Genomic DNA, 26,500 nt, shown 5'->3' with positions numbered 1-26,500 from the left:
AATAGCTGCTTTATTGCACGCTTCACTCACTGAGTTACTAAAAAAGTACCTACATGCGCCTAGATAAATACCTGTCCCAGTCTTCCGGTTTTTCTCGCAAAGAGGTTCGCCGCTTCCTTAAAACAGGCGAGGTCACATTAAATGGAGAAGAGGTAACCAACCCCGCTCTACATATCAATGAGACCGAAGATGAGATCTACCTCAGCGGCTACCCGTTAGACGCCCCTGGGGAAAAATACCTTATGCTGAATAAACCCCTAGGCTGCGTTTGCGCTAATGAGGATGGTACTCACCCTACCGTTTTAAGCTTTATTGATCTACCTAGAGCCAATGAGCTCACTATCTGTGGCCGCTTAGATGTAGATACCACCGGCCTTGTTTTAATTACCACTGATGGCCAATGGGCCCACAGAATAACATCACCTAAACATAAAACAGGGAAGCTCTACCAAGTGGTCACTGCCGACCCGATTCCTGAAGATGCGATAGAAAAGTTTGCGAAAGGACTGACACTCATCAACGACAACGTGCGTACTAAACCTGCAGACTTAACACTTATTAGTAGCCACGAAGCCGAAGTCGTTTTAACTGAGGGACGTTACCACCAAGTTAAACGCATGTTCGCAGCCATTGGTAACAAAGTAGAAGCGCTACACCGCGCAAAAATAGGCCAAATCGAACTCGATGAAGAGTTAGAACTGGGTGAATATCGTTTTTTAACTGACGAAGAGATTAACAGCATCCGATGAGTGATTCCGCCTTTCCTCTGCTCGCTCCCTATATAAAGAGCGCAACAACAAAAAGCCTTTGGCTAGCCGATGAAAATTTTCTCGACGCTAACTTACCGCCCAATGACGCAGTGATCTGTATTACCAACCGAATAGATCTCCATGAGCACTTACAAAAACAAGGCTGGAAAGCGTTCTTTTCTGACTATGACCTCTCAATTATTGAAGATAATAGCTTAGAACGTGTCATTTATAGGGTATCTAAAGAGAAATTAGTCGCTCACCACCTGATTAATGAGGCCTATCGCTGCCTAAAAGTCGGCGGCGAACTTATTCTCGCCGGAGGGAAAAACGAAGGCATAAAAACCTATTTCACCAAAGCCAAAGCCCTCTTTGGTATGGGTGAAAACAGCAAGAACGCTAAAGACACATGGCTCGCCAAACTCATAAAAACCAACCAGCACAGCGACGACGCCTTAGATGACAAAGACTATCATCAACTACGTACAGGCTGCATTGATGATAGGTTTGAGTATCAGAGCAAGCCGGGTATCTTCGGCTGGGATAAAGTAGATAAAGGCAGCGCTTACCTGATAGAACATTTAGACAGTTTTTTGATGACGCTGCCCGAACCGCCCAAAAATGCGCTAGACCTTGGTTGTGGTTATGGTTACCTCTCCCTCAACCTGACACACTTAGATATACCCGTAACCGCTACAGACAACAACGCAGCAGCGATCATTGCCTGCGAACGTAACTTTGCCCGCTACCCCATCAACGCGAAAGTCATTGCTGCTAACTGCGCGCAAGGCATCAAGGATAAATTCGATCTAATCGTCTGCAATCCGCCCTTCCACGCCGGGTTTTCAATAGATGGTGACCTTACGGACCGCTTCCTTAAAGCAGCCCATGATCACCTCAATGAACAAGGCATTGCTTGTTTTGTTACGAATATGCATATCCCCTTAGAACGCAAAGCCCTTAAATACTTCCATCAAGCTGAATGTATTATGTCTAATGGCAATTTTAAGCTGATACGCCTTACGCACAAAATGTGAGCGATCCACAGGCTAGCAAACACTAGCCTGTTTTAATCTATACTCTGCGCTTAACCGTCAGATAAACGCCCACCACCGTAACGCCAATCCCGCATAGCGCATAAATATTCAATGTCTCATCAAAAAGCAACCACGCCTCTAGCGCGGTGAGCGGTGGAACAAGATAAAAATAACTCACAACTTTACTGGCTTCACCCTCTCGAATCATCACAAGAAACAGCAAAATCGCCGTCACCGATAGGGCTAATACCATCCACAACACCGCCCCAAATAACGGCCAACTCCAAATCACCTCGCCGGAATCAAACTGCCAAGCAAGCAAGGCCATAACAACCGCGGTCACTAAATACTGATAGAAAGCACCGACCATCAGATCAACGCCACCGCCAAAACGTTTTTGGTACAGCGTACCAATAGAGATAGCACATAAGGCAATAATAGCGGCCATCCATGCATCCCAACCGGCCACGTCCGTATTCTGAGCACCATTCTGGCTGACCACTAACAAGACACCCATAAACCCTAACAGCAACCCACACCACTGTATCTTATGTAAGCGCTCACTTATCCACAACCAACCGATTAATGCAGTTAAGAGCGGCTGAATCCCCATAATTAACGATGTAATGCCCGCAGGCAGCGCCCAATCAATTGCAACAAATACGCCCCCCAGATAACACGCATGCACAAGAAAACCCACCACCATTTGATGGCCCGCTTGGTTCACTGAGCACCACTTAGGTTTACGCCAAAACAGAAGCGCAGCAAACACCAGCAAGGTAAGTAACATCCGCAAAAATAAAACACTGAATGGCTCCATATAAGGCACCGCATATTTAGCCCCTATAAAGCCCGTACTCCAGATACCCACAAAAGCCCACGGGACTAATGTCAGTTTTTGTTGCCTCGTCAGCATTACGCCCTCACCTAGCATTCTCATGATGGGGACCCACTTTAAAGACTCGCGCCAAGATGGAAAAGGGACACGTAACGATGAAATAAAAGGGTACAGATTAAGATAATATGAACTTAGGTGTAAATTAAAGTAAGCTGTACCCATGAAAAGATATGAACAATTAGTACAACAACTCCAATCACGTATTGAGCAGGGAGAGCTCCCGCCGGGGTCTCGATTAGCGTCAATCAGAACTTTAAGTCAGCAATATCAGCTAAGCAAAAACACCGTTATTCGTGCACTCACCGAACTCGAAAGCTTAAAACTCTTACAGGCCAAACCTCGACACGGTTTTTTCGTCTTAGCCCAACAGAAGCACAGCCCCACACTCGCGCCGAGAAAGGTCAAACTCGGGGCAACAGCCTTCAGCGTGCTCGGAGCGGCCAATCAACCCGGCAACTTAGCACTTGGCTCTGCTTACCCCGATTCACGCTGGCCAACCGTTAATTGGTATTATCAACGACTGGCGAAAACCGCCCGCCGTTGGGCGTTAGAAAATAGCCGACGTAGGAGCCACTACAGTACACCCCCAGGCGATCCGGGGTTGCGCACAGCCTTAGCCGACCACCTCAATACCACCTCGCTTACCTGCAACAGTGAAGATATTGTTATCACTCAGGGGGGACAAGAAGCGGTTTCGCTCTGCCTTCGCGCGGTTGCCGAAGCTGGGGACACCATTGCAGTAGAGTCTCCCTGCTACTACGGGACCCTACAATGCATAGAGGCGTTAGGCCTAAAGGTGATCGAACTGCCCTCAGATCCCATTCAAGGGACAAATCTGGATGCCTTAGAGAGCGCACTCAACCGATGGTCAATTAAAGCAGTACTCACCAACCCAAGCTTTAATAATCCGTTGGGCTTTAACCTAGACCTGCCCACCCGAAAACGGTTTATCGATATTGCTAACCGCTGGGATATCCCGATCATTGAAGATGATGTCTTCGCTGAGCTTAGCTATAACCAGCAACGGCCTACGCCCCTTAAAGCCTTAGACACCGAACAGCGGGTACTCCATTGCGGCTCGTTCTCCAAAACTGTCGATGTAGATATTCGACTCGGCTGGGTGCTTCCCGGGCGCTACTACGACAAGATCAATTACTATAAGTTTGTGACGAATATCGCGTGCCCAGCCATTACACAGCAAGCCATCAGTGAACTATTGGTAGGGAGGCGCTATCGACGTCACTTAGCTCAAGTCAGTCGAAGCTACAGTGAACGGGTTGATATGTTGACAGAGGATGTCCGCCGCCTCTGGCCCAAAGAAACGATGTTCATAAAACCGCAAGGCGGTATTTTACAGTGGTTTACTCTACCTGAGCGGGTCGCCAGTGATCAGCTATTTCAACAAGCCTTAACCGCAGGAATCGGTATATCCCCAGGCAATCTTTTTTGTGCAGATAACCGCTTCAATCACCATATCCGACTCTGCTATGCCCATTACACTCAAAGTAACGAACAGCTCACTGCGATCGCAAAATTAGGCGAAATGATGGATAAATTTTAAGCGTTTTCCACCGCTGATAAAAATATAACCAATTCTCTACACCCCTTACTATCAGAAGCTTACAGCGATCGACACTCAGACTACTAACGAAGTTATCCACAGATTTATGGGATAAGTTATCAACCACTAAACCCCGTCAACAACAGACTCGGCGTTTATCCATCACACCGTTGGTAAAAAATCAGCACAAAAAAACCGCCAATGTTACCAAAGGCGGTTTTTTAATCCATCTTAGCCGAAGCTAAGTGTTATGCAGCAATGCTTAGCTTACTTCATTGTCAGCAATTAGATCTTTCATAGATAGCTTGATACGGCCGCGCTGGTCTACGTCCAGAACTTTAACCTTAACCATCTGATCCATCTGGATGTAATCAGTTACTTTCTCAACACGTTTGTTATCGATTTGAGAAATATGAACAAGACCATCTTTACCCGGTAAGATGTTAACAAACGCACCGAAGTCTTCGATACGAACAACTTTACCTTCGTAAACTTTGCCGATCTCTGCTTCTGCTGTGATCTCTAGGATCTTATCAGTAGCGGCTTTTGCTGCTGCTTTATCAGCCGCATAAACACGAACCGTACCGTCATCTTCGATATCAATAGATGCGCCAGTCTCTTCAGTCAGTGCACGGATAGTTGCACCGCCTTTACCGATAACGTCACGGATCTTCTCAGGATTGATCTTAAGCTGAGTCAATGCAGGCGCATTATCTGGAAGCTCTGGACGGGCGTAACCGATAACTTTAGCCATCTCTTTAAGGATATGAACACGTGCTTCATATGCCTGTTCAAGCGCGATATCCATGATCTCTTCAGTGATACCTGTAATTTTGATATCCATCTGAAGTGCAGTAATACCCGTTTCAGTACCTGCCACTTTAAAGTCCATATCACCTAAGTGATCTTCATCACCTAGAATGTCAGTTAGGACAGCAAAGCCGTTCTCTTCTTTAACAAGACCCATTGCGATACCCGCAACTGGCGCTTTAAGAGGAACACCCGCATCCATCATCGATAGAGATGCACCACATACCGACGCCATAGAGCTTGAACCGTTTGATTCAGTGATCTCAGATACGATACGGATTGTGTATGGGAACTCTTCTTGTGTTGGTAGAACCGCAGCAACACCACGACGGGCTAGACGACCATGACCGATTTCACGACGACCAGCACCCATCATACGACCACATTCACCTACAGAGTATGGAGGGAAGTTGTAGTGCAACATGAACGGGTCTTTACGCTCGCCTTCGATTGCGTCGATGATCTGCTGATCACGTGCAGTACCCAAAGTACATGTAACAATAGACTGCGTTTCGCCACGAGTGAACAATGAAGAACCATGAGTACCTTGTAGTACATCGATCTGTACATCAATAGCACGAACAGTTTTATTATCACGACCATCAATACGTGGTTCGCCGCTTACGATGCGCGCACGTACGATCTCTTTTTCAAGTGAGCTAACAATGCTAGACACATCGCTTGCAGAAGGCTGACCTTCCTCATCACCGCACAATGCATCAACCGCTTTAGCGCGAAGCTCAGCTAATGCGTTTTGACGCTGCATTTTGTCTGCAACTTGGTACGCAGCTGCAATACCTTCAGCAACTTCAGCACGTACTTTAGCAACAAGCTCTTCGTCTTTTTCTTTCGGCGTCCATACCCACGCTTCTTTACCTGCTTCAGCAGATAGCTCGTTAATCGCCGCAACAACCGTTTGCATCTCTTGGTGAGCAAAAAGAACAGCACCTAGCATCTCATCTTCTGAAAGCTCTTGCGCTTGAGACTCAACCATCAACACTGCGTCAGCCGTACCCGCAACAACCATGTCTAGTTCAGACGTAGCAAGTTGCTCATAGCTTGGGTTAAGAATATAACCATCTTGCTCAGTGAAACCTACACGAGCAGCACCGATTGGACCTTGGAATGGAATACCAGAGATCGCAAGTGCAGCGGATGTACCGATCATTGCAGCGATATCAGGATCATTCTTTTTATCAGCAGACATTACAGTACAAACAACCTGTACTTCGTTCATGTAGCCTTTCGGGAACAATGGACGAATTGGACGGTCGATTAGACGTGATGTCAGTGTTTCTTTTTCAGATGGACGCGCTTCACGCTTAAAGAAGCCACCAGGAATACGACCAACAGAGTAGTATTTTTCTTGGTAATGAACGGATAACGGGAAGAAACCTTGACCTGGTTTTTCTTCTTTTGCACCAACAACCGTACAAAGTACTTCGTTACCGCCCATTTTGACCAGAACAGCACCTGTCGCCTGGCGCGCAACGCGACCAGTTTCGATAGTTACTTCCTGACCACCAAACTGAAATGTTTTAGTAGTTACTTGGAACACAATAATTTCCTTAAAAGTGGATGAGGCCGCAGCTAGTTAACATCCATACCTAAGTAGTGCCAGTACTCCAATAAACTCTTTTCCAAACAACACAAAAGCTTATTGAAGTACAGGCGGGATGAAACTGTTAACTATTTTACTGCCTCAGATAAAATCAGGGCCATACATTGTATGGCCCCGAGGAATTCACACTAACTTAGCGACGTAGACCTAGACGCTTGATCAACTCTAGGTAACGATCTGCATCTTTACCTTTCAAGTAATCCAGCAGCTTACGACGCTGGTTTACCATGCGGATTAGACCGCGACGTGAGTGATGGTCATGCTTGTTCACTTTGAAGTGGTCCTGTAAACCTTCGATGTTAGCAGTTAGCAATGCTACCTGAACTTCTGGGGAACCAGTATCGCCTTCAGCGCGAGCGAAATCTGTAACGATCGCCGCTTTTTTCTCAGCAGTTAATGCCATGTTACTTCTCCTAAAAAATATGCACACGACTGTTACGCAGTCGCCGGATTTAAAAGAAACGATGCACCGAGCATATTTTCAGTACAACGCCACATAATTTAGGCCTCGTTTGACACCTAAAAAATTCTATTTGATCAGCCCTATTGATCGCCTGCGGTACAGATAAGTCGCTTAGGTTTAAAGACACCCTCGTCACTTACCTCCGCAACACCAAGGAACCGTTCAGGCTCACTCTCCGTTGCCGCCGCAAACAAACGCACTAAACTACCTACGTTATACTCATGCGTTTGCGCTTCACTCAACGACACATGATGGCCATGAAGAACCCGTGTCGTTTGTGCCTGATCTAACTGGACTGCCGACAAATCTGCCACGGCGGCCCACGCTGGCAATAATAGCTTATCTAGTTCAACTTGTATGCCTTTTAGCGCGTCTTCATCGGCATTTTCCGGTACATTTTGACGCAGCTCATCCAATGTCATCATCTGATCCGCAGTAAATGCGCCGACATCCTTTCGATGCAGCATTTTTACATGGGCTCCACAGCCTATAAGGTGGCCTAGATCTTCGACAATTGAACGGATGTAAGTCCCTTTTGAGCAATACACTTCAAGATCAATTTCATCACCTCGAAAGGCCGTCATTTTGATCTCGTGAATCGTGACTTTGCGGGGCTTAACCTCGACCTTAATGCCTTGACGCGCCAATTTATACAACGGCTGGCCTTTATGCTTTAAGGCAGAAAACATCGACGGCACTTGTTCAATTTCACCGCTAAAATGCTCAACGAGAAATTGCTCAATCTGCGCATCAGTGAGATCAGTGGGTACAGGTTTTTCTTCAACAACGACACCATCAGCATCGCTAGAGTCTGTTCTTATCCCTAGTTTTGCGGTGGTGATGTAGCGTTTATCTGAATCTAACAGGTGCTGTGAAAACTTCGTCGCTTCACCTAAACAGATCGGTAGCATACCGGTTGCTAAAGGATCTAAAGCGCCTGTATGTCCACCTTTGGCTGCGCCATAGAGGCGACGCACTTGTTGAAGAGCAAAATTAGAAGAGATACCAGGCGGTTTATTTAACAAAAATACACCGTCGACCGCCCGGCCTCGGTTTCTACGACGACCCACGTATTACTCTCCGTCGGTGTCGTTATTTGAATTCTGATTTTCTTGGCGAACTGCCGCCTCAATCAGATGGTGCAGATGGCGACCACGTTCGATAGTTTCATCGAAATGGAAGCGCAGTTGCGGCATCACTCGTAACTTAACATTTTTAGCCAACGCCCCTCTCAGGAAGCCTGCGGCATTGTTAAGCACTTTAAGTGAGTCCACTATCGCCTCATCTTCATCTTTACCGTTCAGCGGTAAGACGGTGATGTAGACATCTGCATAGCCAAGATCTTTACTCACCTTGGCATAGCTAACGGTCACCATACCAAGACGAGGATCTTTGATTTCTAACTGGATAAGCTTAGCCAGCTCCCGTTGGAGCTGGTCTGCAATCCTTGATGTACGACTATAATCGCGTGCCATAAAGGTTATCTATTACCTTAAAGTGTACGTTGAACTTCGACCGTATCGAAGACCTCAATTTGGTCTCCTACTTTAACGTCGTTGTAGTTCTTAACGCCGATACCACATTCCATACCCTGACGCACTTCGTTTACGTTATCTTTGAAGCGACGTAGAGACTCTAGTTCACCTTCATAAATAACCACGTTGTCACGTAGTACACGGATACGCTTGTTACGGAAGACTGTACCTTCGATCACCATACAACCAGCAACAAGGCCGATCTTAGGCGCTTTAAATACATCACGTACTTCAGCAATACCAACAATCTCTTCACGGTATTCAGGTGACAGAAGACCGCCCATCGCCTGCTTAACGTCATCGATAATATCGTAGATCACGCTGTAATAACGAAGCTCAATACCTTCGCGCTCCATGACCTGACGCGCTTGCTGGTCAGCACGGACGTTGAAACCAACCATCAATGCCGATGCGGTAACTGCAAGGTTAGCATCTGTTTCAGCGATACCACCAACGCCACCAGAAACGATATTCACTTTAACTTCATCAGTCGATAGATCTTCTAATGCGTGAGTGAGGGCTTCTAATGAACCACGTACGTCTGTTTTAAGGACGATATTAAAGGTTTTAACATCCCCTGCTTGCATGTTAGCAAACAAGTTTTCGAGCTTAGATTTCTGCTGACGCGCCAATTTCACATCACGGTATTTACCTTGACGGAACAGTGCAATCTCACGTGCTTTCTTCTCGCTGCTAACAACAGTGAATTCATCACCTGCGTTTGGCGTACCATCTAGGCCTTGAATCTCAACCGGGATAGCAGGACCTGCACCGTGAATCGGTTTACCATTCTCATCCAGCATCGCACGAATACGACCGTAATGTAGACCAGCAAGCACGATATCGCCTTTTTCCAAGGTACCGTTTTGAATCAGTACCGTTGCAACTGGACCACGTCCTTTATCAAGACGCGACTCAACAACAACACCTTGTGCTGGCGCATTAGGGACCGCTGTTAGCTCAAGGATCTCAGACTGCAGCAATACTGCATCTAACAACTCATCAATACCTTGACCTGTTTTAGCAGAGACATTAACGAACTGGTTCTCACCACCCCATTCTTCTGGGATAACATCCAATGCCGCAAGCTCATTTTTAACACGATCAGGGTCAGCTTGTTCTTTATCAATTTTGTTGACAGCAACAACAAGCGGCACACCTGCCGCTTTAGCATGCTGTACCGCTTCTTCAGTCTGAGGCATTACACCATCATCTGCAGCGACAACAAGGATAACGATATCCGTTACAGACGCACCACGTGCACGCATCGCCGTAAAGGCAGCATGTCCCGGTGTATCAAGGAATGTAACCATGCCGTTATCAGTTTCTACATGGTAAGCACCAATGTGCTGAGTGATACCACCCGACTCACCAGACGCAACGCGAGAGGAACGAATAAAGTCCAACAATGATGTTTTACCGTGGTCAACATGACCCATAACAGTAACAACCGGTGCACGACTTTCTCGCTCACCCTGCATTGCTTGAATACTTTCTATCAACGCTTCTTCCACCGCATTTTCCTGCAGTGCGATTGGCGTATGACCCATCTCTTCTACAACAAGCATCCCTGTTTCTTGGTCGATGACTTGGTTAATAGTCGCCATAGCGCCCATACCAAACATAACCTTAATCACTTCGGCAGCTTTAACGTTCATTTTCTTCGCTAATTCTGCAACGGTGATGCTCTCAGGAACGCTAACGTCAATAACCTGTTGAGTCGTTGGCTCTTTAAAGCCGTGTTCATTTGGCTTATTAGAAAGAGGACGCCCGTTTTTACCGCGGTTACGGCTGATTTTGCCGCCACGACGGTTATCATTGCGGTTATCACCACGGTTATTCTTACCTTTGCCGCGACGATTATTATCCTGTGATGCTGGCTCTTTCTTCTTAGCTTGTTCTTGAGCTTTAAAGCGTGCTTCAGATTCAGCTTCAGCCTTACGACGGCGAGCTTCTGCTTCTTCTTCACGTTTTAGACGCGCCGCTTCGTCAGCTTCTTTCTGCTTGCGCTGAACATCAACTTCTTCTTGTTCACGGCTCTGCTCTTGTTTGCTTTCACGCTCTTTCTCCGCTTTTTCTGCGGCTTCACGTGCTGCTTTCTCTTCAGTTTCTTTCTGCTTACGCTCTTCTTCTAAACGTAGCTCTTCAGCTTTCTGTGCTTCTAATGCTGCTTCATCAACGCTTTCAGCCTGTTCATCACCGCCTTCAACTTCAGAACGCTTAACGTAGGTACGCTTTTTACGTACTTCTACATTGACGGTTTTCTTCTTACCGGATGAACCTGCAACTTTAAGCTGTGAGGTTGTTTTACGTTTTAAGGTGATTTTCTTTGGCTCACCATCTGCTGCATCTTCACCATGACTACGTTTAAGGTGATTAAGCAATGTCTGACGCTCTGATTCTGATACTTCAGCGACATCATTCTTACCTGATATACCTGCTTCCTTCATTTGCTCGAGCAAACGATCAACGGAAACACCAACCATTTCGGCGAGTTGTTTTACTGTTACTTCGGCCATTATTAAGGGGCTCCTCTTCCGTTAACCTTACTCTTCTTCTGCAAACCATGGAGCACGAGCAGTCATGATTAACGCTGCGGCTCGTTCTTCGTCCAGGTCTTCTATATCTATCAAATCATCAATAGATTGTTCTGCCAAATCTTCCATGGTAATAATACCTTGAGCGGCAAGAATGAAGGCTAAGTGCTTATCCATTCCTTCCATTTCGAGAAGATCTGCAGCGGGTTCTGCTTTATCTAGTTGCTCTTCATTGGCAATCGCCAAGTTAAGCAGTGCATCTTTAGCACGTTTGCGCAATTCGTTGACGATATCCTCATCAAAGCCGTCGATCTCAAGCATCTCATCAACTGGAACATAAGCAACCTCTTCCAGTGTAGTGAAACCTTCACCAACTAATACTTCGGCAACATCTTCATCTACATCGAGATGATCAACAAATTGACCGATAACCGAACCGACTTCAGTTTGATGCTTGTTCTGTGCATCTTCTTCCGTCATAACGTTAAGTTCCCAGCCAGTCAGCTCGGAGGCTAAACGCACGTTTTGTCCATTACGACCGATTGCCATTGCAAGATTTTCACTAGCAACCGCAACATCCATCGAGTGAGTTTCTTCATCTAAAACGATCGATGCAACTTCAGCCGGTGCCATAGCATTAATAACGAGCTGCGCAGGGTTGTCATCCCACAATACAATATCAACACGTTCACCGTTCAACTCATTTGATACGGCCTGTACACGAGAACCTCGCATACCTACACAAGCACCAACAGGGTCGATACGACCATCATTGGTTTTCACCGCGATTTTCGCACGGGAACCTAAATCACGTGAAGCGGCTCGAATCTCGATAACCTCTTCCGATATTTCAGGCACTTCTATACGGAACAACTCAATCAGCATCTCGTTGCACGCACGGCTCATAATTAACTGAGGCCCACGTCCTTCGGAACGCACTTCAAGTAACACAGCACGTACACGGTCGCCCATGCGGAACGTTTCACGCTGAATCAATTGATCACGGGGCAGTAACGCTTCAGCGTTATTACCTAGGTCTACTATAATATTATCGCGTGTAACTTTTTTGACACTGCCCGAGATCAATTCACCTTGACGATCACGGTATAGCTCAACCACTTTTGCTCGTTCAGCTTCACGTACTTTCTGTACGATAACTTGCTTAGCCGTTTGCGCTGCAATACGACCAAACTTAACAGACTCAACCTGCTCTTCGTGGATATCACCTGGCTGCAGTGCTGTATCAATCTCTTCAGCTTCCTGCATTGTCAACTCTGTACCTAGTGCAGGTACAACCTCGTTGGTTACCACTAACCAACGACGGAATGTTTCGTAATCGCCTGTTGCGCGATCAATTACTACGCGAATATCAGCTTCTTCGTCATAACGTTTTTTGGTCGCTGTTGCTAATGCGACTTCGATAGCTTCGAAAATTACTTCTTTCGGAACTTCTTTTTCGTTAGAAACTGCTTCCGCTACCAACAGAATCTCTTTATTCATGCCTCTGCCTCACCCAAGACCTCAGATCTATATTAAAACTGAGGGATAATGTTTGCCCGATCGATATACTCAATCGGCAGCATATATTCTTCTTCATCAACAACGACAAGAATGTCGTCGCCTTCAATACCATTTAAGATACCTTTAAATTTGCGACGCCCTTCATACGCAATACGTAACCGTAATTGAATATGAGAACCGGCATAGGCCGCAAATTGCTCTAAAGTAAATAACGGACGATCCACACCTGGCGAAGATACCTCTAAGGTATAATTCCCAGCGATGGGGTCCTCAACATCCATAATGCCACTGATCTGATGACTTACCTTTGCGCAATCATCGACGGTAATGCCGTTTTCTTCAGAATCAATGTACACCCTTAAGGTGCTGTGTTTTCCCTGTGAGAGAAACTCAATACCCCAGAGCTCAACCCCCAACGCAATAACCGACGGTTCAATTAACTCTTGTAACAGTTTCATTTTCGCTGACACGAACAACCCACCCGTACTAACACTTAGTTCGATGCTTGACCCTTAAGTTTCAATAAGTTAACCCAAGCATTCACAAATTTCACAAACAAAAAATGGGTCTAATGACCCATTCCCGACCTACAACACACATCATTCGGGTGCTGTAATTCACTGACGAAAAAGCCCCTAAAAAGGGGCCTTACGTTAAATAAGGTTGGTAGCGGGGGCTGGATTTGAACCAACGACCTTCGGGTTATGAGCCCGACGAGCTACCAAGCTGCTCCACCCCGCATCAAAACTGGTGCAAATTGTATATGTACCAGCGACCTTAATCAAGATTAATGGTGCCCAAGGCCGGACTTGAACCGGCACGGCCTGACGGCCACTACCCCCTCAAGATAGCGTGTCTACCAATTCCACCACTTGGGCATCAAACTTTTTCAATCTATTAATCAGCTTTTGGAATATCAGATTCAGCTGGCTTTTGCGCTGCACCTTCTGCTTCCAATGCTGGAAGTTGAGGTTCAGTTGGTACCGCAGGTGCCTGGCTTTCAACAACAGTTGCTGTTGGGATACCCGCATCACTAATAGATTCTGCTTTGTCTTTAGCGTAAATAGCTAAAACAAAGCTTGTTGCAAAAATACCGGCAGCAACAAAACCTGTCATACGTGACAGAAAGTTACCGCTACCTGAGCTACCGAAAACAGTTTGGGAAGCACCTGCACCGAAAGAGGCACCAGCTTCAGCACCTTTGCCCTGTTGCAGCAGGATCAGACCAATTACAGCCGCTGCCAACAACACATGAATAATCAGAACTACTGTTTCCATTGTTTAACCGTCTATTTATGCACCTGCCGCATGGCAGATGGCAATAAAATCATTTGCTTTAAGAGAAGCTCCACCTACTAGCCCTCCATCAACGTCATCGTTTGCGAACAATTCAGCCGCATTACTCGCATTAACACTACCACCATAAAGAATCCGAATGGCTGATGCAGTTTTTGCATCATGCTCTGCGATCATTGCTCTAATTGCTGCATGTACATCTTGCGCTTGATCAGGCGTTGCAGTTTTGCCGGTACCTATCGCCCATATTGGCTCATACGCTATAACAGCACTCGCAAATGCCTCAATGCCAGCCACATCAATCACTGCTTTCAATTGACGTCCGACAACCTCAAGTGTCTTACCTTGTTCCCGCTCTTCAAGCGTTTCACCTACACAAAGAATCGGCGTTAACCCAGCAGCCACCGTTGCGATAAACTTATCAGCAACCACTGCATCACTCTCTGCATATAAACTGCGACGTTCTGAATGCCCTAGGATCACATAGTTACAGCCTAGATCACTCAACATCGACAGCGAAATCTCACCCGTAAAAGCACCTTCGCTATTTTCACTTACATTCTGTGCGCCGACAGAAATCAGTGAGCTCGAAAGCGACTTTACTTGGGACAGGTATACCGCAGGCGGACAAACTAGCACATCAACATCTGATGTCTGAATACCAGCAACCAACTCAGCCATTAGCTCGCTAATGAAGTCAGTACTACCATTCATTTTCCAGTTTCCGGCAACTAAAGCTCTGCGCATTAATACCCCCTATTTCAAGAGGCGCAAATATTAACTGGCTTACACTTAACTTTCAAGCATCATCAGGGCTTTTTCGACATCACTCGCTAACTGTTGACACAAATTAGCGACTTCATCCGCATCTTCGCCCTCAATCATGACTCGAACAAGAGGCTCGGTCCCAGACGGGCGCAACAAAACACGCCCCCGCTCACCTAGTTGCTGCTCTATATCGCTAACCGCCTGCTGAATACTTACAATCTCATCAATATTAACTTTTTGTGCGATCCGTACATTAATCATCGTTTGAGGCATTTTCGTCATACCATGCCGCAATTCAGATAAGGTTTTACCCGTCTCAACAATCGCTTTAAGCACTTGCAGTGCTGCAACAGTGCCATCGCCGGTTGTGGTCAGGTGACGACAAACAATGTGACCTGAGCTTTCGCCACCCAAGATCCAATCATTAGCATCCAACTGTTCCATAACATAACGGTCGCCAACCTTAGCCCGGATAAAAGGGATATCCTCGCGAGCAAACGCCTGCTCAAGCCCAAAATTACTCATCAACGTGCCAACAACACCACCAGAGAAAACGCCTTCTCGGCGCATTTGAGCGGCAATGATAAACAGCAACTCGTCACCATCGACCTCCTCTCCATGCTGATCCACCATGATGACACGGTCCCCATCGCCATCTAGCGCAATCCCTAAGTCTGCTTTCTCAGCCAGCACAACGGTACGCAAGCGCGCAGTTTCGGTCGCCCCACACTTTTCATTGATGTTTAAACCGTCAGGCGAGGAAGCGATTTCGACCACTTTCGCGCCCAATTCAGTAAATACGGAGGGCGCCACATGATAGGTAGCACCATTCGCACAATCTAAAATAATTTTTAGGCCTTTTAGCGAGATGCCGCCCGCCGTGGCTTTACAAAATTCAATATAACGGCCTGCCGCATCAACAATTCTTTTTGCTTTACCAAGTTCAGACGAATCAACCGTTGTCATCGCAATATCCATCTGCGCTTCGATTGCTCGCTCAACCTCGTCCGGCAGCTTGGTTCCTTCCGATGAGAAAAACTTAATACCATTATCATAAAAAGGATTATGAGAAGCACTAATAACAATGCCCGCATCCGCGCGAAAGGTTCTTGCCAAATACGCCACCGCAGGGGTTGGCATCGGCCCAGTCAATAACACATCGACACCCGCCGCAGACAAACCCGCTTCTAAAGCGGATTCAAACATATAGCCAGAAATACGCGTATCTTTGCCGATCAAAATTTTACTGTAGCCTTCACGCGCAAAGACTTTACCCGCCGCCCAGCCAAGCTTTAGAACAAAATCTGGAGTTACAGGGAACTGCCCAACCCTACCGCGAATACCGTCAGTTCCAAAATAGCGTTTTGTCATCTTACTTCCTCTATTTAATGACCGCTTCCGCCATGACAGCGCGGGTCATTTTTACTGCATCTGCAGTCTCTTTAACATCATGCACACGGACAATCGCCGCACCCTGCATCACCGACATAACGACCGTGGCCAAGCCGCCAGCTAATCGCTGATCAACGTCCCGACCTAACACCGCGCCCAACATCGATTTACGCGAAGTACCTATGAGCAGCGGAACACCGAATGACTTTAAAGTAGACAGGTTGTTCATTAACCTGAGATTATGCTCTACCGTTTTACCAAACCCAAAACCTGGATCAAGAATCAGACGATCTTTACTGATCCCTGAAGTTTCACAGGCATGAATACGCTGCGCAAGAAAATCACTCACGTCATCTAAAACATCAGTATATTGCGGACGATCCTGCATTGTCGCAGGACTGCCTAACATATGCATCAAACAAACAGGTAATCCGGTACGAGAGGCGGCCTGTAAGGCGCCCTCGCGACCTAACGCACGAACATCGTTAATTAGCCCCGCACCCAACGCCGCCACCTCAGTGATGATCTCAGGCGTACTGGTATCGACCGAGATGACCACATCCAATTCTTGTGCAATTTTCTCAACAACAGGCAACACGCGGTCGCGCTCCTCTTGCAGGGAAACTGGTTTTGCACCCGGGCGTGTAGACTCTCCCCCTACATCAAGCATGGTTGCCCCATCGGCAATCATTCTTTCCGCCTGCATCAATACTTTATCTAGCTGAATGTCACGACCACTGTATAAAGCACCCCCATCAGAGAATGAATCGGGCGTAACATTAAGAATGCCCATAGTATGGGTATAAGATAAATCGAGAGTACGCGTGCCGAATTTAAATTCACGCATAGCATATTGCCTTATTCTAATAATTAAAAAAGGCCGGCCTCGTTACAAAGCCAGCCTTATTTTTTCAATCCACTTAATAATTAGTGGATATTTTTATCTGATGAATCAGGTACATCTGGATCAACGCCCTCATCATCGTCATTCATATCCACGTCATCACTTGATGGCTTAGCCGACTCATCTGCCGACGCGGAAGGCGTATCACCTTCACTCTCATCGCCCTCAACCCAACCTTCAGGTGGAGAAACAGGCTGACGTTCCATCAACTCATCGATCTGGCTGCTATCAATCGTTTCATACTTCATAAGCGCAGCACACATAGACTCAAGAATATCTCGATTATCTACGAGGATCTTTTCAGCACGCTTGTAGCATTCATCGATAATCTTACGCGTTTCCATATCGATTTTACGTTGAGTTTCCTCTGCAAGCGGTTTAGCACCTTGACCGTAGCCACGGTTAAACGGATCAGACTCTTCCTCATCATATAACAGAGGCCCCATCTCATCAGTCAAACCCCACTTCGCAACCATACTCCGAGCAAATGATGTCGCACGCTGAATATCGTTAGAAGCCCCGGTAGTCACACCATCTTTACCTAAGGTCATCTCCTCAGCGATTCGACCACCATATAGCGAACAGATGTTGGACATAATCGACTGACGGCTATGACTATAGCGATCTTCCAAAGGCAAAAACATAGTCACACCTAACGCACGACCACGAGGAATAATGGACACTTTATACACAGGGTCATGTTCAGGCATTAAACGACCAACGATCGCGTGCCCCGCTTCATGATACGCTGTATTCAAGCGTTCCTTCTCAGACATCACCATCGATTTACGCTCGGCGCCCATCATGATTTTGTCTTTTGCTTTTTCAAACTGTTCCATTCGAACGGTACGCTTGCCACCTCGTGCAGCAAAAAGCGCAGCTTCATTGACCAAGTTAGCCAAATCAGCACCTGAGAAACCGGGTGTACCACGGGCAATGAGTTCAGGCTTAACATCGTCCCCTAAAGGCACTTTCCGCATATGGACTTTAAGAATTTTCTCTCGTCCACGAATATCGGGCAGCCCAACATGAACTTGTCTATCAAAACGTCCTGGACGTAGTAATGCAGGGTCCAACACGTCAGGACGGTTAGTGGCGGCAATAACAATAACGCCCTCAGTCCCTTCAAAACCATCCATTTCAACCAGTAACTGGTTTAGGGTTTGCTCACGTTCATCATTACCGCCCCCCATACCAACACCACGATGACGACCGACCGCGTCAATCTCATCGATAAAGATAATGCAGGGTGCGTTCTTTTTCGCTTGCTCGAACATATCGCGAACACGGGATGCACCCACACCCACAAACATCTCAACAAAATCGGAACCTGAGATGGTAAAAAAAGGTACTTTTGCTTCGCCCGCTATCGCTTTAGCCAATAGGGTTTTACCTGTACCTGGGCTACCTGACATAAGTACGCCACGGGGAATATGTCCCCCTAAACGCTGAAATTTGCCTGGATCACGGAGAAAGTCTACCAATTCGCGAACATCTTCTTTCGCTTCTTCAACACCGGCCACGTCATCAAACGTAGTTTTAATCTGATCTTCACCCATCATGCGTGCTTTGGATTTACCAAACGACATAGGGCCGCCTTTACCGCCGCCCCCTTGCATCTGACGCATGAAGAACATAAATACAGCGATAATGACCAATATAGGAAAGGAGGCAACCAACAGCTGTGTCCAGATACTCTGCTGTTCAGGTTGTTTACCTTCAATAATTACATCATTCGCAAACAGATCATCAACAAGTTTAGGATCTTGCAGCGCGGGTCGCGTTGTCTCAAATGTCTCACCATTACTGCGGTGCCCTTGAATTGTATAACCGTCGATAATGACTTTTTCTACACTTCCAGATTTTACTTCTGATACAAATTCAGAATAGCTAAGACGTTGAGACTCTGCACTTTCATTAAAATTATTAAATACTGTCAGCAATACCGCTGCGATCACTAGCCACAAAACCAGATTTTTCGCCATATCATTCAATGGAATACCCTCAATTTGCTGATTATGCTTTACGTTCTACTCAGAGACGCTAAACACTATACTAAGCGGCCACGCTTGACCACAAAAACACAGTCTACCCTTTAAAACCTTTACCTAATAAATACACTTCTCGCGACCGGGCGCGGGAAGAGTCAGGTTTACGGGTGACCACTTTATTAAAACTTGTACGCATATCTTGCAAATACTGATCAAAACCTTCGCCTTGAAATACTTTAGCGACAAAATTTCCGCCGGGCTTAAGTACCTCTCGCGCCATATCTAAGGCCAATTCTACCAAATACATGGCCGCAGGCTGATCAACTGCTGACATACCACTCATATTGGGGGCCATATCTGAAATTACAAGGTCTGCGGGTTCATCTCCTAAAGCAGAAAGAATCTGCTGCAGCACCGTCTCCTCTGTAAAATCCCCTTGTACAAACTCGACACCGAACATTCCATCCATCGGCAAGATGTCAGACGCAACCACTCGGCCTTTCTCGCCCACACGCTCAGCAGCCACTTGGGACCAGCCACCAGGGGCCGCACCTAAGTCGACCACAGTCATGCCAGGTTTGAATAGTTTATCTTTTGTATCAAGCTCAATAAGCTTAAAACTCGCACGGGAACGGTAACCATGCTCTTTTGCCTGTTTCACATAGTGATCATCAAAATGTTCTTTTAGCCAACGTTCACTGCTTGCTGATTTTGCCACTAACCACTTGCTCTCTGATTTAGGCGTTGTACGCTACTAAGCTGCGAACAACTGTTGTAAAATTGATATATTATCTTTTCTGAGCTCTAAGCTCACCAAAACACTTTAAGGCAGCGTATTTTAATATGAGCTTGAATCCTGAGCAAAAGAAGCATTATCGCACTCTTGGCCACAAACTAAACCCTGTTGTTACTGTAGCAGGTAAAGGCTTAACCGAAGCGGTTCAACTTGAAGTCGATCGCGCACTAGAAGATCACGAGCTGATCAAAGTAAAATTCGCAGTGGGCGACAGAGAGATTAAAAAAGAGATTATACGCGAACTCTGCTCTATCGTTGAGGCTGAATTAGTACAAGAAATTGGACACATCGCCCTCATCTATCGCAAAGCGCTAGAACCTAATGCTAAATTATCGAACCTGCTTCGTTAATTTCCGTCTTTGTACAAAAAAAGGGGCGCCAATTGGCACCCCTTTTTATTTAGCTTGTTACAGATGAGCGACTTCATCAATCTCAAATTCAGTCGCGCCACCCGGCGTCTGAATATTAACGACATCGCCCTCTTCTTTACCCACTAAGCCACGCGCAATGGGTGAATTAACAGAGATTTTCCCTGCTTTGATATCCGCCTCATCATCCCCAACGATCTGGTAAGTCTTAGTCTCTTCCGTATCAAGATTAATAATCGTGACGGTCGTACCAAAGATTACTTTACCTGTCGCAGGAATGGCAGAAACATCAATCACCTGACAGTTAGACAATTTCGATTCTAAATCTTGAATACGCCCTTCAATAAAGCCCTGCTGCTCACGCGCAGCATGGTATTCAGCATTTTCTTTTAAATCACCATGTTCACGCGCTTCCGCTATATCCGCAATAACGCGTGGACGATCAACCGTTTTTAACTGCTCAAGTTCAGCACGAAGTGCCTTCTCTCCTGCAGCTGTCATGGGTACTCGAATCACATTACGCTCCTATGTCCTGAACTCGACGCACTTCTTTCTCTTCGCCGTATTGTAAGGCCATTGTAATCGCTTCAGCACCTGCCAAAGTGGTCGTATACGGCACTTTATGCTGCAATGCGCTGCGACGGATATCAGCAGAATCCTCAATCGCCTTACGACCTTCAGTCGTATTAACAATGTAGGCAATTTCATCATTCTTGATCATATCCACAATATTTGGACGACCTTCTTTAACTTTATTGACGATCTTGACCGCTAAGCCATTCTCTTCCAATAATGCCGCCGTACCGCGTGTAGCAACAAGAGAGAAACCTAATTCAACTAAATCCTTCGCCACTTGCATGGCACCCTCTTTATCGACTTTACGCACAGAGATAAACGCTTGACCGGCTTGTGGCATGTTTTCACCCGCACCGATTTGAGCCTTCATGAACGCTTCGCCAAAGGTCGCACCTACCCCCATAACTTCACCTGTAGATTTCATTTCAGGTGACAGAATAGGGTCAACGCCTTGGAATTTATTGAACGGGAATACCGCTTCCTTAACATTGAATAACTTAGGCACAATCTCTTCCGTAAAACCAAGCTCTTTCAGGGACTTACCTGTCATCACCTGAGCGCCGATTTTAGCTAAAGAAACACCAATGCATTTAGACACGAAAGGCACTGTACGTGATGCACGAGGGTTCACCTCAATCACATAGATCTCGCCATCTTGATACGCTAACTGAGCATTCATCAAGCCAACAACACCCAGCTCAAGCGCCATCTTGCGAATCATCTCACGCATATCATCCTGCACATCAGCCGGTAGGCTATATGGAGGGAAAGAACATGCAGAGTCACCCGAGTGTACACCCGCCTGCTCAATATGCTGCATGATGGCACCGATAACGACGGTTTCACCATCACATACCGCATCAATATCAATTTCAACAGCGGCATTAAGGAAGTGATCTAGCAATACAGGCGCATCATTTGAAACCTGAACCGCAGTTGTCATATAACGACGTAGCTCTTCCTCTTTGTACACAATCTCCATCGCACGACCGCCCAATACATAAGATGGACGCACAACGAGAGGATAGCCAAGCTTACCTGCTTCGATAATTGCTTCTTCTAAAGAACGTACGGTCGCGTTTTCAGGCTGTTTAAGGCCTAAGCGTTTAAGCATCTGCTGGAACTGTTCACGGTCTTCTGCACGATCAATCGCTTCAGGCGATGTACCAATAACCGGCACGCCCGCCTGCTCAAGAGCAACCGCGAGCTTCAATGGTGTTTGACCACCGTACTGAACAATGACGCCTTTAGGCTTCTCGACATGTACTATCTCTAATACATCTTCAAGCGTAATCGGCTCAAAGAACAGTCGATCCGACGTATCATAATCCGTTGAAACAGTCTCAGGGTTACAGTTAACCATAATTGTTTCAAAGCCATCATCACGTGCAGCAAGCGCAGCATGAACACAGCAGTAATCAAATTCGATACCTTGACCGATACGGTTAGGCCCACCGCCGATAACCATTATTTTCTCACGGTCTGTTGGGTTAGCTTCACACTCTTCTTCGTAGGTGGAATACATATACGCGGTATCAGATGCAAACTCCGCAGCACAAGTATCTACACGCTTATACACAGGACGAACATCAAGGTTGTGACGATGCTTACGGAACTGTTTTTCCGATACGCTAAGCAACTTAGCTAAACGTTCATCAGAGAAGCCTTTACGCTTCAGCTTAAAGACCGCATCTTTATCTAGATCAGATAATGTCATCTCAGAGACACAAAGCTCATCTTTAATAATGTCTTCAACTTGCACGAGGAACCATGGATCAATACCACTGATCTCATACAACTCCTCAACGCTCATCCCCATACGGAAAGCATCACCCAGATACCAAATACGCTCAGCACCCGGCTCTTTCATTTCACGTACAATCGTAGCGCGCGCATCATCGCTTTCAATATCGATGATAGAGTCAAAACCTGTCGCACCCACTTCCAAACCACGCAACGCTTTCTGCAGTGATTCTTGCTGGGTACGACCAATCGCCATCACTTCACCTACCGACTTCATTTGAGTCGTTAGACGGTCATTGGCTTGCGGGAATTTTTCAAAAGTAAAGCGCGGTATCTTAGTAACAACGTAATCAATTGACGGCTCGAACGATGCCGGTGTACGACCACCAGTAATATCATTCTGCAGCTCATCAAGTGTGTAACCAATGGCTAACTTCGCAGCCACTTTTGCAATTGGGAAACCGGTTGCTTTAGACGCCAACGCTGATGAACGAGAAACACGCGGGTTCATCTCGATAACAACCATACGACCATCTACTGGGTTTACGCCAAACTGAACGTTAGATCCCCCTGTCTCAACACCAATCTCACGTAATACTGCCAAAGAGGCGTTACGCATGATCTGGTATTCTTTATCTGTCAACGTTTGTGCAGGTGCAACGGTAATAGAGTCACCGGTATGTACACCCATGGCATCGAAGTTTTCAATCGCACAAACAATAATACAGTTGTCGTTTTTATCACGAACAACTTCCATCTCATACTCTTTCCAACCAATCAGAGACTCGTCGATCAACAGCTCTGTTGTTGGAGATAGATCTAAACCACGCTCACATATTTCGATAAACTCTTCTTTATTATAAGCGATACCACCACCGGTACCCCCCATCGTAAAAGAAGGTCGAATAATACATGGGAAGCCAAGCTGCGCCTGAACCTGCAGCGCCTCTTCCATACTATGAGCAATCGCAGCACGTGGACACTCAAGACCTATAGCTTTCATCGCTTTATCAAAACGATTACGGTCTTCAGCCTTATCGATGGTATCCGCATTAGCGCCGATCATCTCAACGCCATACTTTTCCAACACGCCTTCGCGCTCAAGGTCTAGCGCACAGTTCAAGGCTGTCTGACCACCCATCGTAGGCAACAACGCCTCTGGACGTTCTTTTGCAATAATCTTTTCAACTGTTTTCCAGTTAATAGGCTCGATATAAGTAGAGTCGGCCATGGCTGGATCAGTCATGATTGTTGCGGGGTTAGAGTTAACAAGAATAACTCGATAACCCTCTTCGCGTAGCGCTTTACACGCTTGCGCGCCAGAATAATCAAATTCACATGCTTGCCCAATGACAATTGGACCTGCACCAAGAATCAAAATACTTTTTATATCGGTACGTTTTGGCATCGGTATTAAACCAGTCGTATCAGTTAGGAGCTAAGGAAGGCGGACAACTCACACCTTCCCTGTATCGTTTCAAACAACCTAATTTCTAGGTTACATATGACTTACGCTTTAGCTGCTTTCATATCAGCAATAAAACGGTCAAACAGCGGTGCAACATCGTGCGGACCTGGGCTCGCCTCAGGATGTCCCTGAAAACTAAACGCCGCACGATCAGTACGTTCAATACCCTGTAAAGAGCCATCAAACAATGATTTGTGCGTAGCACGTAAGGTTGCCGGCAATGCATCTTCATCAACCGCAAAACCATGATTCTGAGAAGTAATCATAACCTGCTTACCCGCCAAATCTTGCACTGGATGGTTAGCGCCGTGATGACCAAACTTCATTTTTACTGTCTTAGCACCGGATGCCAACGCCAAAAGCTGATGACCTAAACATATACCGAAGACAGGAATCTGGGTTTTACAGATTTCAGATATAGCGGTAATAGCGTAATCACATGGCTCAGGGTCACCCGGGCCATTAGACAAAAACACACCATCAGGGTTCATCGCCAACACATCTGATGCGGGTGTTTTAGCAGGCACAACGGTCAGGCGACAACCACGTTCAACCAGCATACGTAAAATATTACGTTTAACCCCATAGTCATATGCGACTACGTGGAACGGCTGAGAAGCGGGATCAATATCAGCATGACCAGACCCTAATTTCCAGGTCGATGAGTTCCATTCATAAGCACTTTCCGTGGTAACAACTTGCGCTAGATCCATACCCTTTAGTCCAGGGAAAGATTTAGCATCAGCAAGTGCTTTAGCCTCATCGATATCGCCAGCCATAATACATCCGCTCAATGAACCTTTCTCACGAAGGATTCGAGTTAAGCGTCGTGTATCAATATCCGCGATACCCACAATATTATTATCTTTCAAATAATCATCGAGGTTCTTCTCATTACGAAAATTACTCGCAACTAAAGGAAGATCACGGATAACTAAGCCAGCAACCCAAGTGCGAGACGATTCCTCATCCTCGGCATTGGTACCTGTATTACCTATATGAGGGTAAGTTAGGGTGACTATCTGACGACAATAAGATGGATCAGTCAGAATCTCCTGATAACCCGTCATAGAGGTATTAAATACAACCTCGCCGCTAGACTGCCCGTCTGCGCCAATGGCTACGCCCTTGAAAATACTTCCGTCCTCAAGAGCAAGAATGGCTGGTCTCGCCAATTGAACCTCCCCGCAAAATGCGCAACAACAAAATCAGAAACGATACGTGCAAAAAAGCGAGGCAAACCGAAATTCAGCCTCGCTTCCTTGTTAAGAAATCTGTACAAATGGTTTGCTATAGGCAAACCGGCTGTATTCTATGTCATAAAGGCGCTTTATGTCTATTACGCAATTGCGAAAAGCCACATAATTAAGCAAAATCCTTATCACACATATAAAAACAATCAACTCACAGAATTAGAGGCGCCAGCTTTCAAAGCCCTGTATCAGCGCCTTATCCATAAAACCATCCGCCTGCATATCCCGTATCGTCTTAGCTAAACGCTCTCGAAACATAGGAGTATTACATTTGGATTGGCGGGAAATTGTCAGGTATAAACTTTCAGCACTCACCTCCGGGGCTAAAATATCAAAACGCCCTTTGTAACCAAGCAACTCTGCATAAACTAATCCGGGATTTTTCTCGTAAAGAATGTAATCAGCCCGGTCCCGACTCAACATCAAAAACGCCTGCTTTAGTGACGGCACATACGTCAGATCCAGTTTCGCTTTAATATATTCATCAAACTCTTGACCAAAGCTGTTATCAATAACCGTCACGCCCTTTAAACCAATAAGATCTTCGCGTGCGTGATAACGATCACTCACGCCAGGCTTACTCCACACAACACTGGTGGTATTCAAAAAAGCAGGGTAGATATAATCCATATAATGACGGCGAGAATCTGTATAAAAAGCCCCGGCCAACAGATCAACCTCACCCCGTTTCAACGCCTCTTGCGCCCTCGCCCAAGAGCCCACATCTTTTAACTCTATGACAATACCTAAGCGCTTCGCCACCTCATCAACCACGTATTGATTAGCCCCTAAAAGCTGCTTCCCTCCCTTAGGGTCTCGCCACAAATAGGGTGGATACTCGGCATTACCGGTTGCGGTTAATGTACTGCACTCATCCGCACGAAGAATAGAGAGCGGTAACAACGCTATAACAATAAAAAACAATAAGGAATACGTATGACTTTTCAAACAAATAACTCCAACACTAAAGCACATCGAACCTACAAGTTTTAGTATAGGCGGCAAACTCAAACACACGCAACTCAAAAAGAACCCTATCAACCTAGAAGCAACACCGCGCTCAACTCAAACGGTTAAATAGCCCCGCCATTCGCAGACCAAAATCTAAATCCCAGACGCAAAAAACCCCGGCTACATAGTAACCGGGGTTTCTCTAAATAAATGCTTGGCGATGACCTACTCTCACATGGGGAAACCCCACACTACCATCGGC

The 26,500-nt window shown here is 46.2% G+C and carries 22 protein-coding genes and 2 tRNA genes; 4 read left to right on the top strand and 20 right to left on the bottom strand.

Going from position 1 to position 26,500, the window contains the following annotated elements:
* Positions 1–53: 53 nt before the first annotated feature.
* Positions 54–749, top strand: coding sequence for a pseudouridine synthase (locus A3773_RS14680; RefSeq protein ID WP_067987446.1), 696 nt, complete (start codon positions 54–56; stop codon positions 747–749).
* Complete coding sequence (locus tag A3773_RS14675) at positions 746–1,786, top strand: class I SAM-dependent methyltransferase (protein ID WP_067987443.1); 1,041 nt, start codon at positions 746–748, stop codon at positions 1,784–1,786. Before A3773_RS14680 ends, A3773_RS14675 begins: the two co-directional genes overlap by 4 nt.
* Positions 1,787–1,823: 37 nt before the next feature.
* Here the strand turns inward: A3773_RS14675 and A3773_RS14670 are convergent, their stop codons facing one another.
* Complete coding sequence (locus A3773_RS14670; RefSeq protein ID WP_067987544.1) at positions 1,824–2,702, bottom strand: DMT family transporter; 879 nt, start codon at positions 2,700–2,702, stop codon at positions 1,824–1,826.
* A gap of 142 nt (positions 2,703–2,844) precedes the next feature.
* On the opposite strand from A3773_RS14670, the gene A3773_RS14665 reads away from it, so the two are divergent.
* On the top strand, positions 2,845–4,245 hold the full coding sequence (locus A3773_RS14665) for an aminotransferase-like domain-containing protein (protein ID WP_067987440.1): 1,401 nt from the start codon (positions 2,845–2,847) through the stop codon (positions 4,243–4,245).
* A 262-nt stretch (positions 4,246–4,507) separates the two neighbouring features.
* On the opposite strand, the gene pnp is transcribed toward A3773_RS14665, so the two are convergent.
* From pnp to rlmE, 15 genes are all read right to left on the bottom strand, one after another.
* Complete coding sequence (gene pnp / locus A3773_RS14660) at positions 4,508–6,613, bottom strand: polyribonucleotide nucleotidyltransferase (RefSeq protein ID WP_067987437.1); 2,106 nt, start codon at positions 6,611–6,613, stop codon at positions 4,508–4,510.
* A gap of 196 nt (positions 6,614–6,809) precedes the next feature.
* Positions 6,810–7,079, bottom strand: a complete 270-nt coding sequence (rpsO, locus tag A3773_RS14655) for a 30S ribosomal protein S15 (protein ID WP_067987434.1) — start codon at positions 7,077–7,079, stop codon at positions 6,810–6,812.
* Between the two features lie 140 nt (positions 7,080–7,219).
* Positions 7,220–8,209: a tRNA pseudouridine(55) synthase TruB gene (gene truB / locus A3773_RS14650; protein ID WP_067987430.1), complete on the bottom strand. Its 990-nt coding sequence runs from the start codon at positions 8,207–8,209 to the stop codon at positions 7,220–7,222.
* 3 nt (positions 8,210–8,212) lie between these two features.
* Positions 8,213–8,614: a 30S ribosome-binding factor RbfA gene (gene rbfA, locus A3773_RS14645; RefSeq protein WP_067987427.1), complete on the bottom strand. Its 402-nt coding sequence runs from the start codon at positions 8,612–8,614 to the stop codon at positions 8,213–8,215.
* Between the two features lie 17 nt (positions 8,615–8,631).
* The gene (gene infB, locus A3773_RS14640) at positions 8,632–11,193 is read right to left on the bottom strand and encodes a translation initiation factor IF-2 (RefSeq protein ID WP_067987423.1); all 2,562 of its coding nucleotides are present in this window, start codon (positions 11,191–11,193) and stop codon (positions 8,632–8,634) included.
* Between the two features lie 27 nt (positions 11,194–11,220).
* The gene (nusA, locus tag A3773_RS14635; RefSeq protein WP_067987420.1) at positions 11,221–12,711 is read right to left on the bottom strand and encodes a transcription termination factor NusA; all 1,491 of its coding nucleotides are present in this window, start codon (positions 12,709–12,711) and stop codon (positions 11,221–11,223) included.
* 32 nt (positions 12,712–12,743) lie between these two features.
* A complete protein-coding gene (gene rimP, locus A3773_RS14630; RefSeq protein WP_067987415.1) occupies positions 12,744–13,202 on the bottom strand; it encodes a ribosome maturation factor RimP in 459 nt (152 codons plus the stop codon).
* Positions 13,203–13,396: 194 nt separating this feature from the next.
* Positions 13,397–13,473 (bottom strand) — tRNA-Met (locus tag A3773_RS14625).
* Between the two features lie 50 nt (positions 13,474–13,523).
* Positions 13,524–13,610: transfer RNA gene (locus A3773_RS14620), tRNA-Leu, on the bottom strand.
* A gap of 19 nt (positions 13,611–13,629) precedes the next feature.
* Positions 13,630–14,010 carry a preprotein translocase subunit SecG gene (gene secG, locus A3773_RS14615; protein WP_067987412.1) on the bottom strand — a complete coding sequence of 127 codons (381 nt, stop codon included), beginning with the start codon at positions 14,008–14,010 and terminating at the stop codon, positions 13,630–13,632.
* A 15-nt stretch (positions 14,011–14,025) separates the two neighbouring features.
* Positions 14,026–14,775 carry a triose-phosphate isomerase gene (gene tpiA, locus A3773_RS14610; RefSeq protein ID WP_067987410.1) on the bottom strand — a complete coding sequence of 250 codons (750 nt, stop codon included), beginning with the start codon at positions 14,773–14,775 and terminating at the stop codon, positions 14,026–14,028.
* Positions 14,776–14,820: 45 nt separating this feature from the next.
* Positions 14,821–16,167 (bottom strand): phosphoglucosamine mutase, encoded by a 1,347-nt coding sequence (gene glmM / locus A3773_RS14605; protein ID WP_067987407.1) that lies wholly within the window; start codon positions 16,165–16,167, stop codon positions 14,821–14,823.
* Positions 16,168–16,177: 10 nt separating this feature from the next.
* Positions 16,178–17,035 carry a dihydropteroate synthase gene (gene folP, locus A3773_RS14600; protein ID WP_067987404.1) on the bottom strand — a complete coding sequence of 286 codons (858 nt, stop codon included), beginning with the start codon at positions 17,033–17,035 and terminating at the stop codon, positions 16,178–16,180.
* 80 nt (positions 17,036–17,115) lie between these two features.
* Entirely contained in the window at positions 17,116–19,077 is a 1,962-nt protein-coding gene (ftsH, locus tag A3773_RS14595) for an ATP-dependent zinc metalloprotease FtsH (protein ID WP_067987541.1), read from the bottom strand.
* A gap of 103 nt (positions 19,078–19,180) precedes the next feature.
* Positions 19,181–19,801: a 23S rRNA (uridine(2552)-2'-O)-methyltransferase RlmE gene (rlmE, locus tag A3773_RS14590; RefSeq protein ID WP_067987400.1), complete on the bottom strand. Its 621-nt coding sequence runs from the start codon at positions 19,799–19,801 to the stop codon at positions 19,181–19,183.
* A gap of 125 nt (positions 19,802–19,926) precedes the next feature.
* On the opposite strand from rlmE, the gene A3773_RS14585 reads away from it, so the two are divergent.
* Positions 19,927–20,229, top strand: a complete 303-nt coding sequence (locus A3773_RS14585) for a YhbY family RNA-binding protein (protein ID WP_067987397.1) — start codon at positions 19,927–19,929, stop codon at positions 20,227–20,229.
* A gap of 57 nt (positions 20,230–20,286) precedes the next feature.
* Here A3773_RS14585 and greA read toward each other — a convergent pair whose 3' ends face one another.
* The 4 genes from greA to A3773_RS14565 form a co-directional block, all read right to left on the bottom strand.
* The gene (greA, locus tag A3773_RS14580; RefSeq protein ID WP_067987394.1) at positions 20,287–20,763 is read right to left on the bottom strand and encodes a transcription elongation factor GreA; all 477 of its coding nucleotides are present in this window, start codon (positions 20,761–20,763) and stop codon (positions 20,287–20,289) included.
* A gap of 1 nt (position 20,764) precedes the next feature.
* Positions 20,765–23,974, bottom strand: coding sequence for a carbamoyl-phosphate synthase large subunit (carB, locus tag A3773_RS14575; protein ID WP_067987391.1), 3,210 nt, complete (start codon positions 23,972–23,974; stop codon positions 20,765–20,767).
* Positions 23,975–24,075: 101 nt separating this feature from the next.
* A complete protein-coding gene (carA, locus tag A3773_RS14570; RefSeq protein ID WP_067987388.1) occupies positions 24,076–25,209 on the bottom strand; it encodes a glutamine-hydrolyzing carbamoyl-phosphate synthase small subunit in 1,134 nt (377 codons plus the stop codon).
* Positions 25,210–25,446: 237 nt separating this feature from the next.
* Positions 25,447–26,235 carry a substrate-binding periplasmic protein gene (locus tag A3773_RS14565; RefSeq protein ID WP_231902218.1) on the bottom strand — a complete coding sequence of 263 codons (789 nt, stop codon included), beginning with the start codon at positions 26,233–26,235 and terminating at the stop codon, positions 25,447–25,449.
* Positions 26,236–26,500: the final 265 nt, after the last annotated feature.

The sequence above is a fragment of the Neptuniibacter pectenicola genome, assembly GCF_001597735.1.
In the GTDB taxonomy this organism is placed as follows: domain Bacteria; phylum Pseudomonadota; class Gammaproteobacteria; order Pseudomonadales; family Balneatricaceae; genus Neptuniibacter; species Neptuniibacter pectenicola.
The sequence above is the reverse complement of the archived record's forward strand: the minus strand, read 5'-3'. Positions and strand labels throughout refer to the sequence as shown.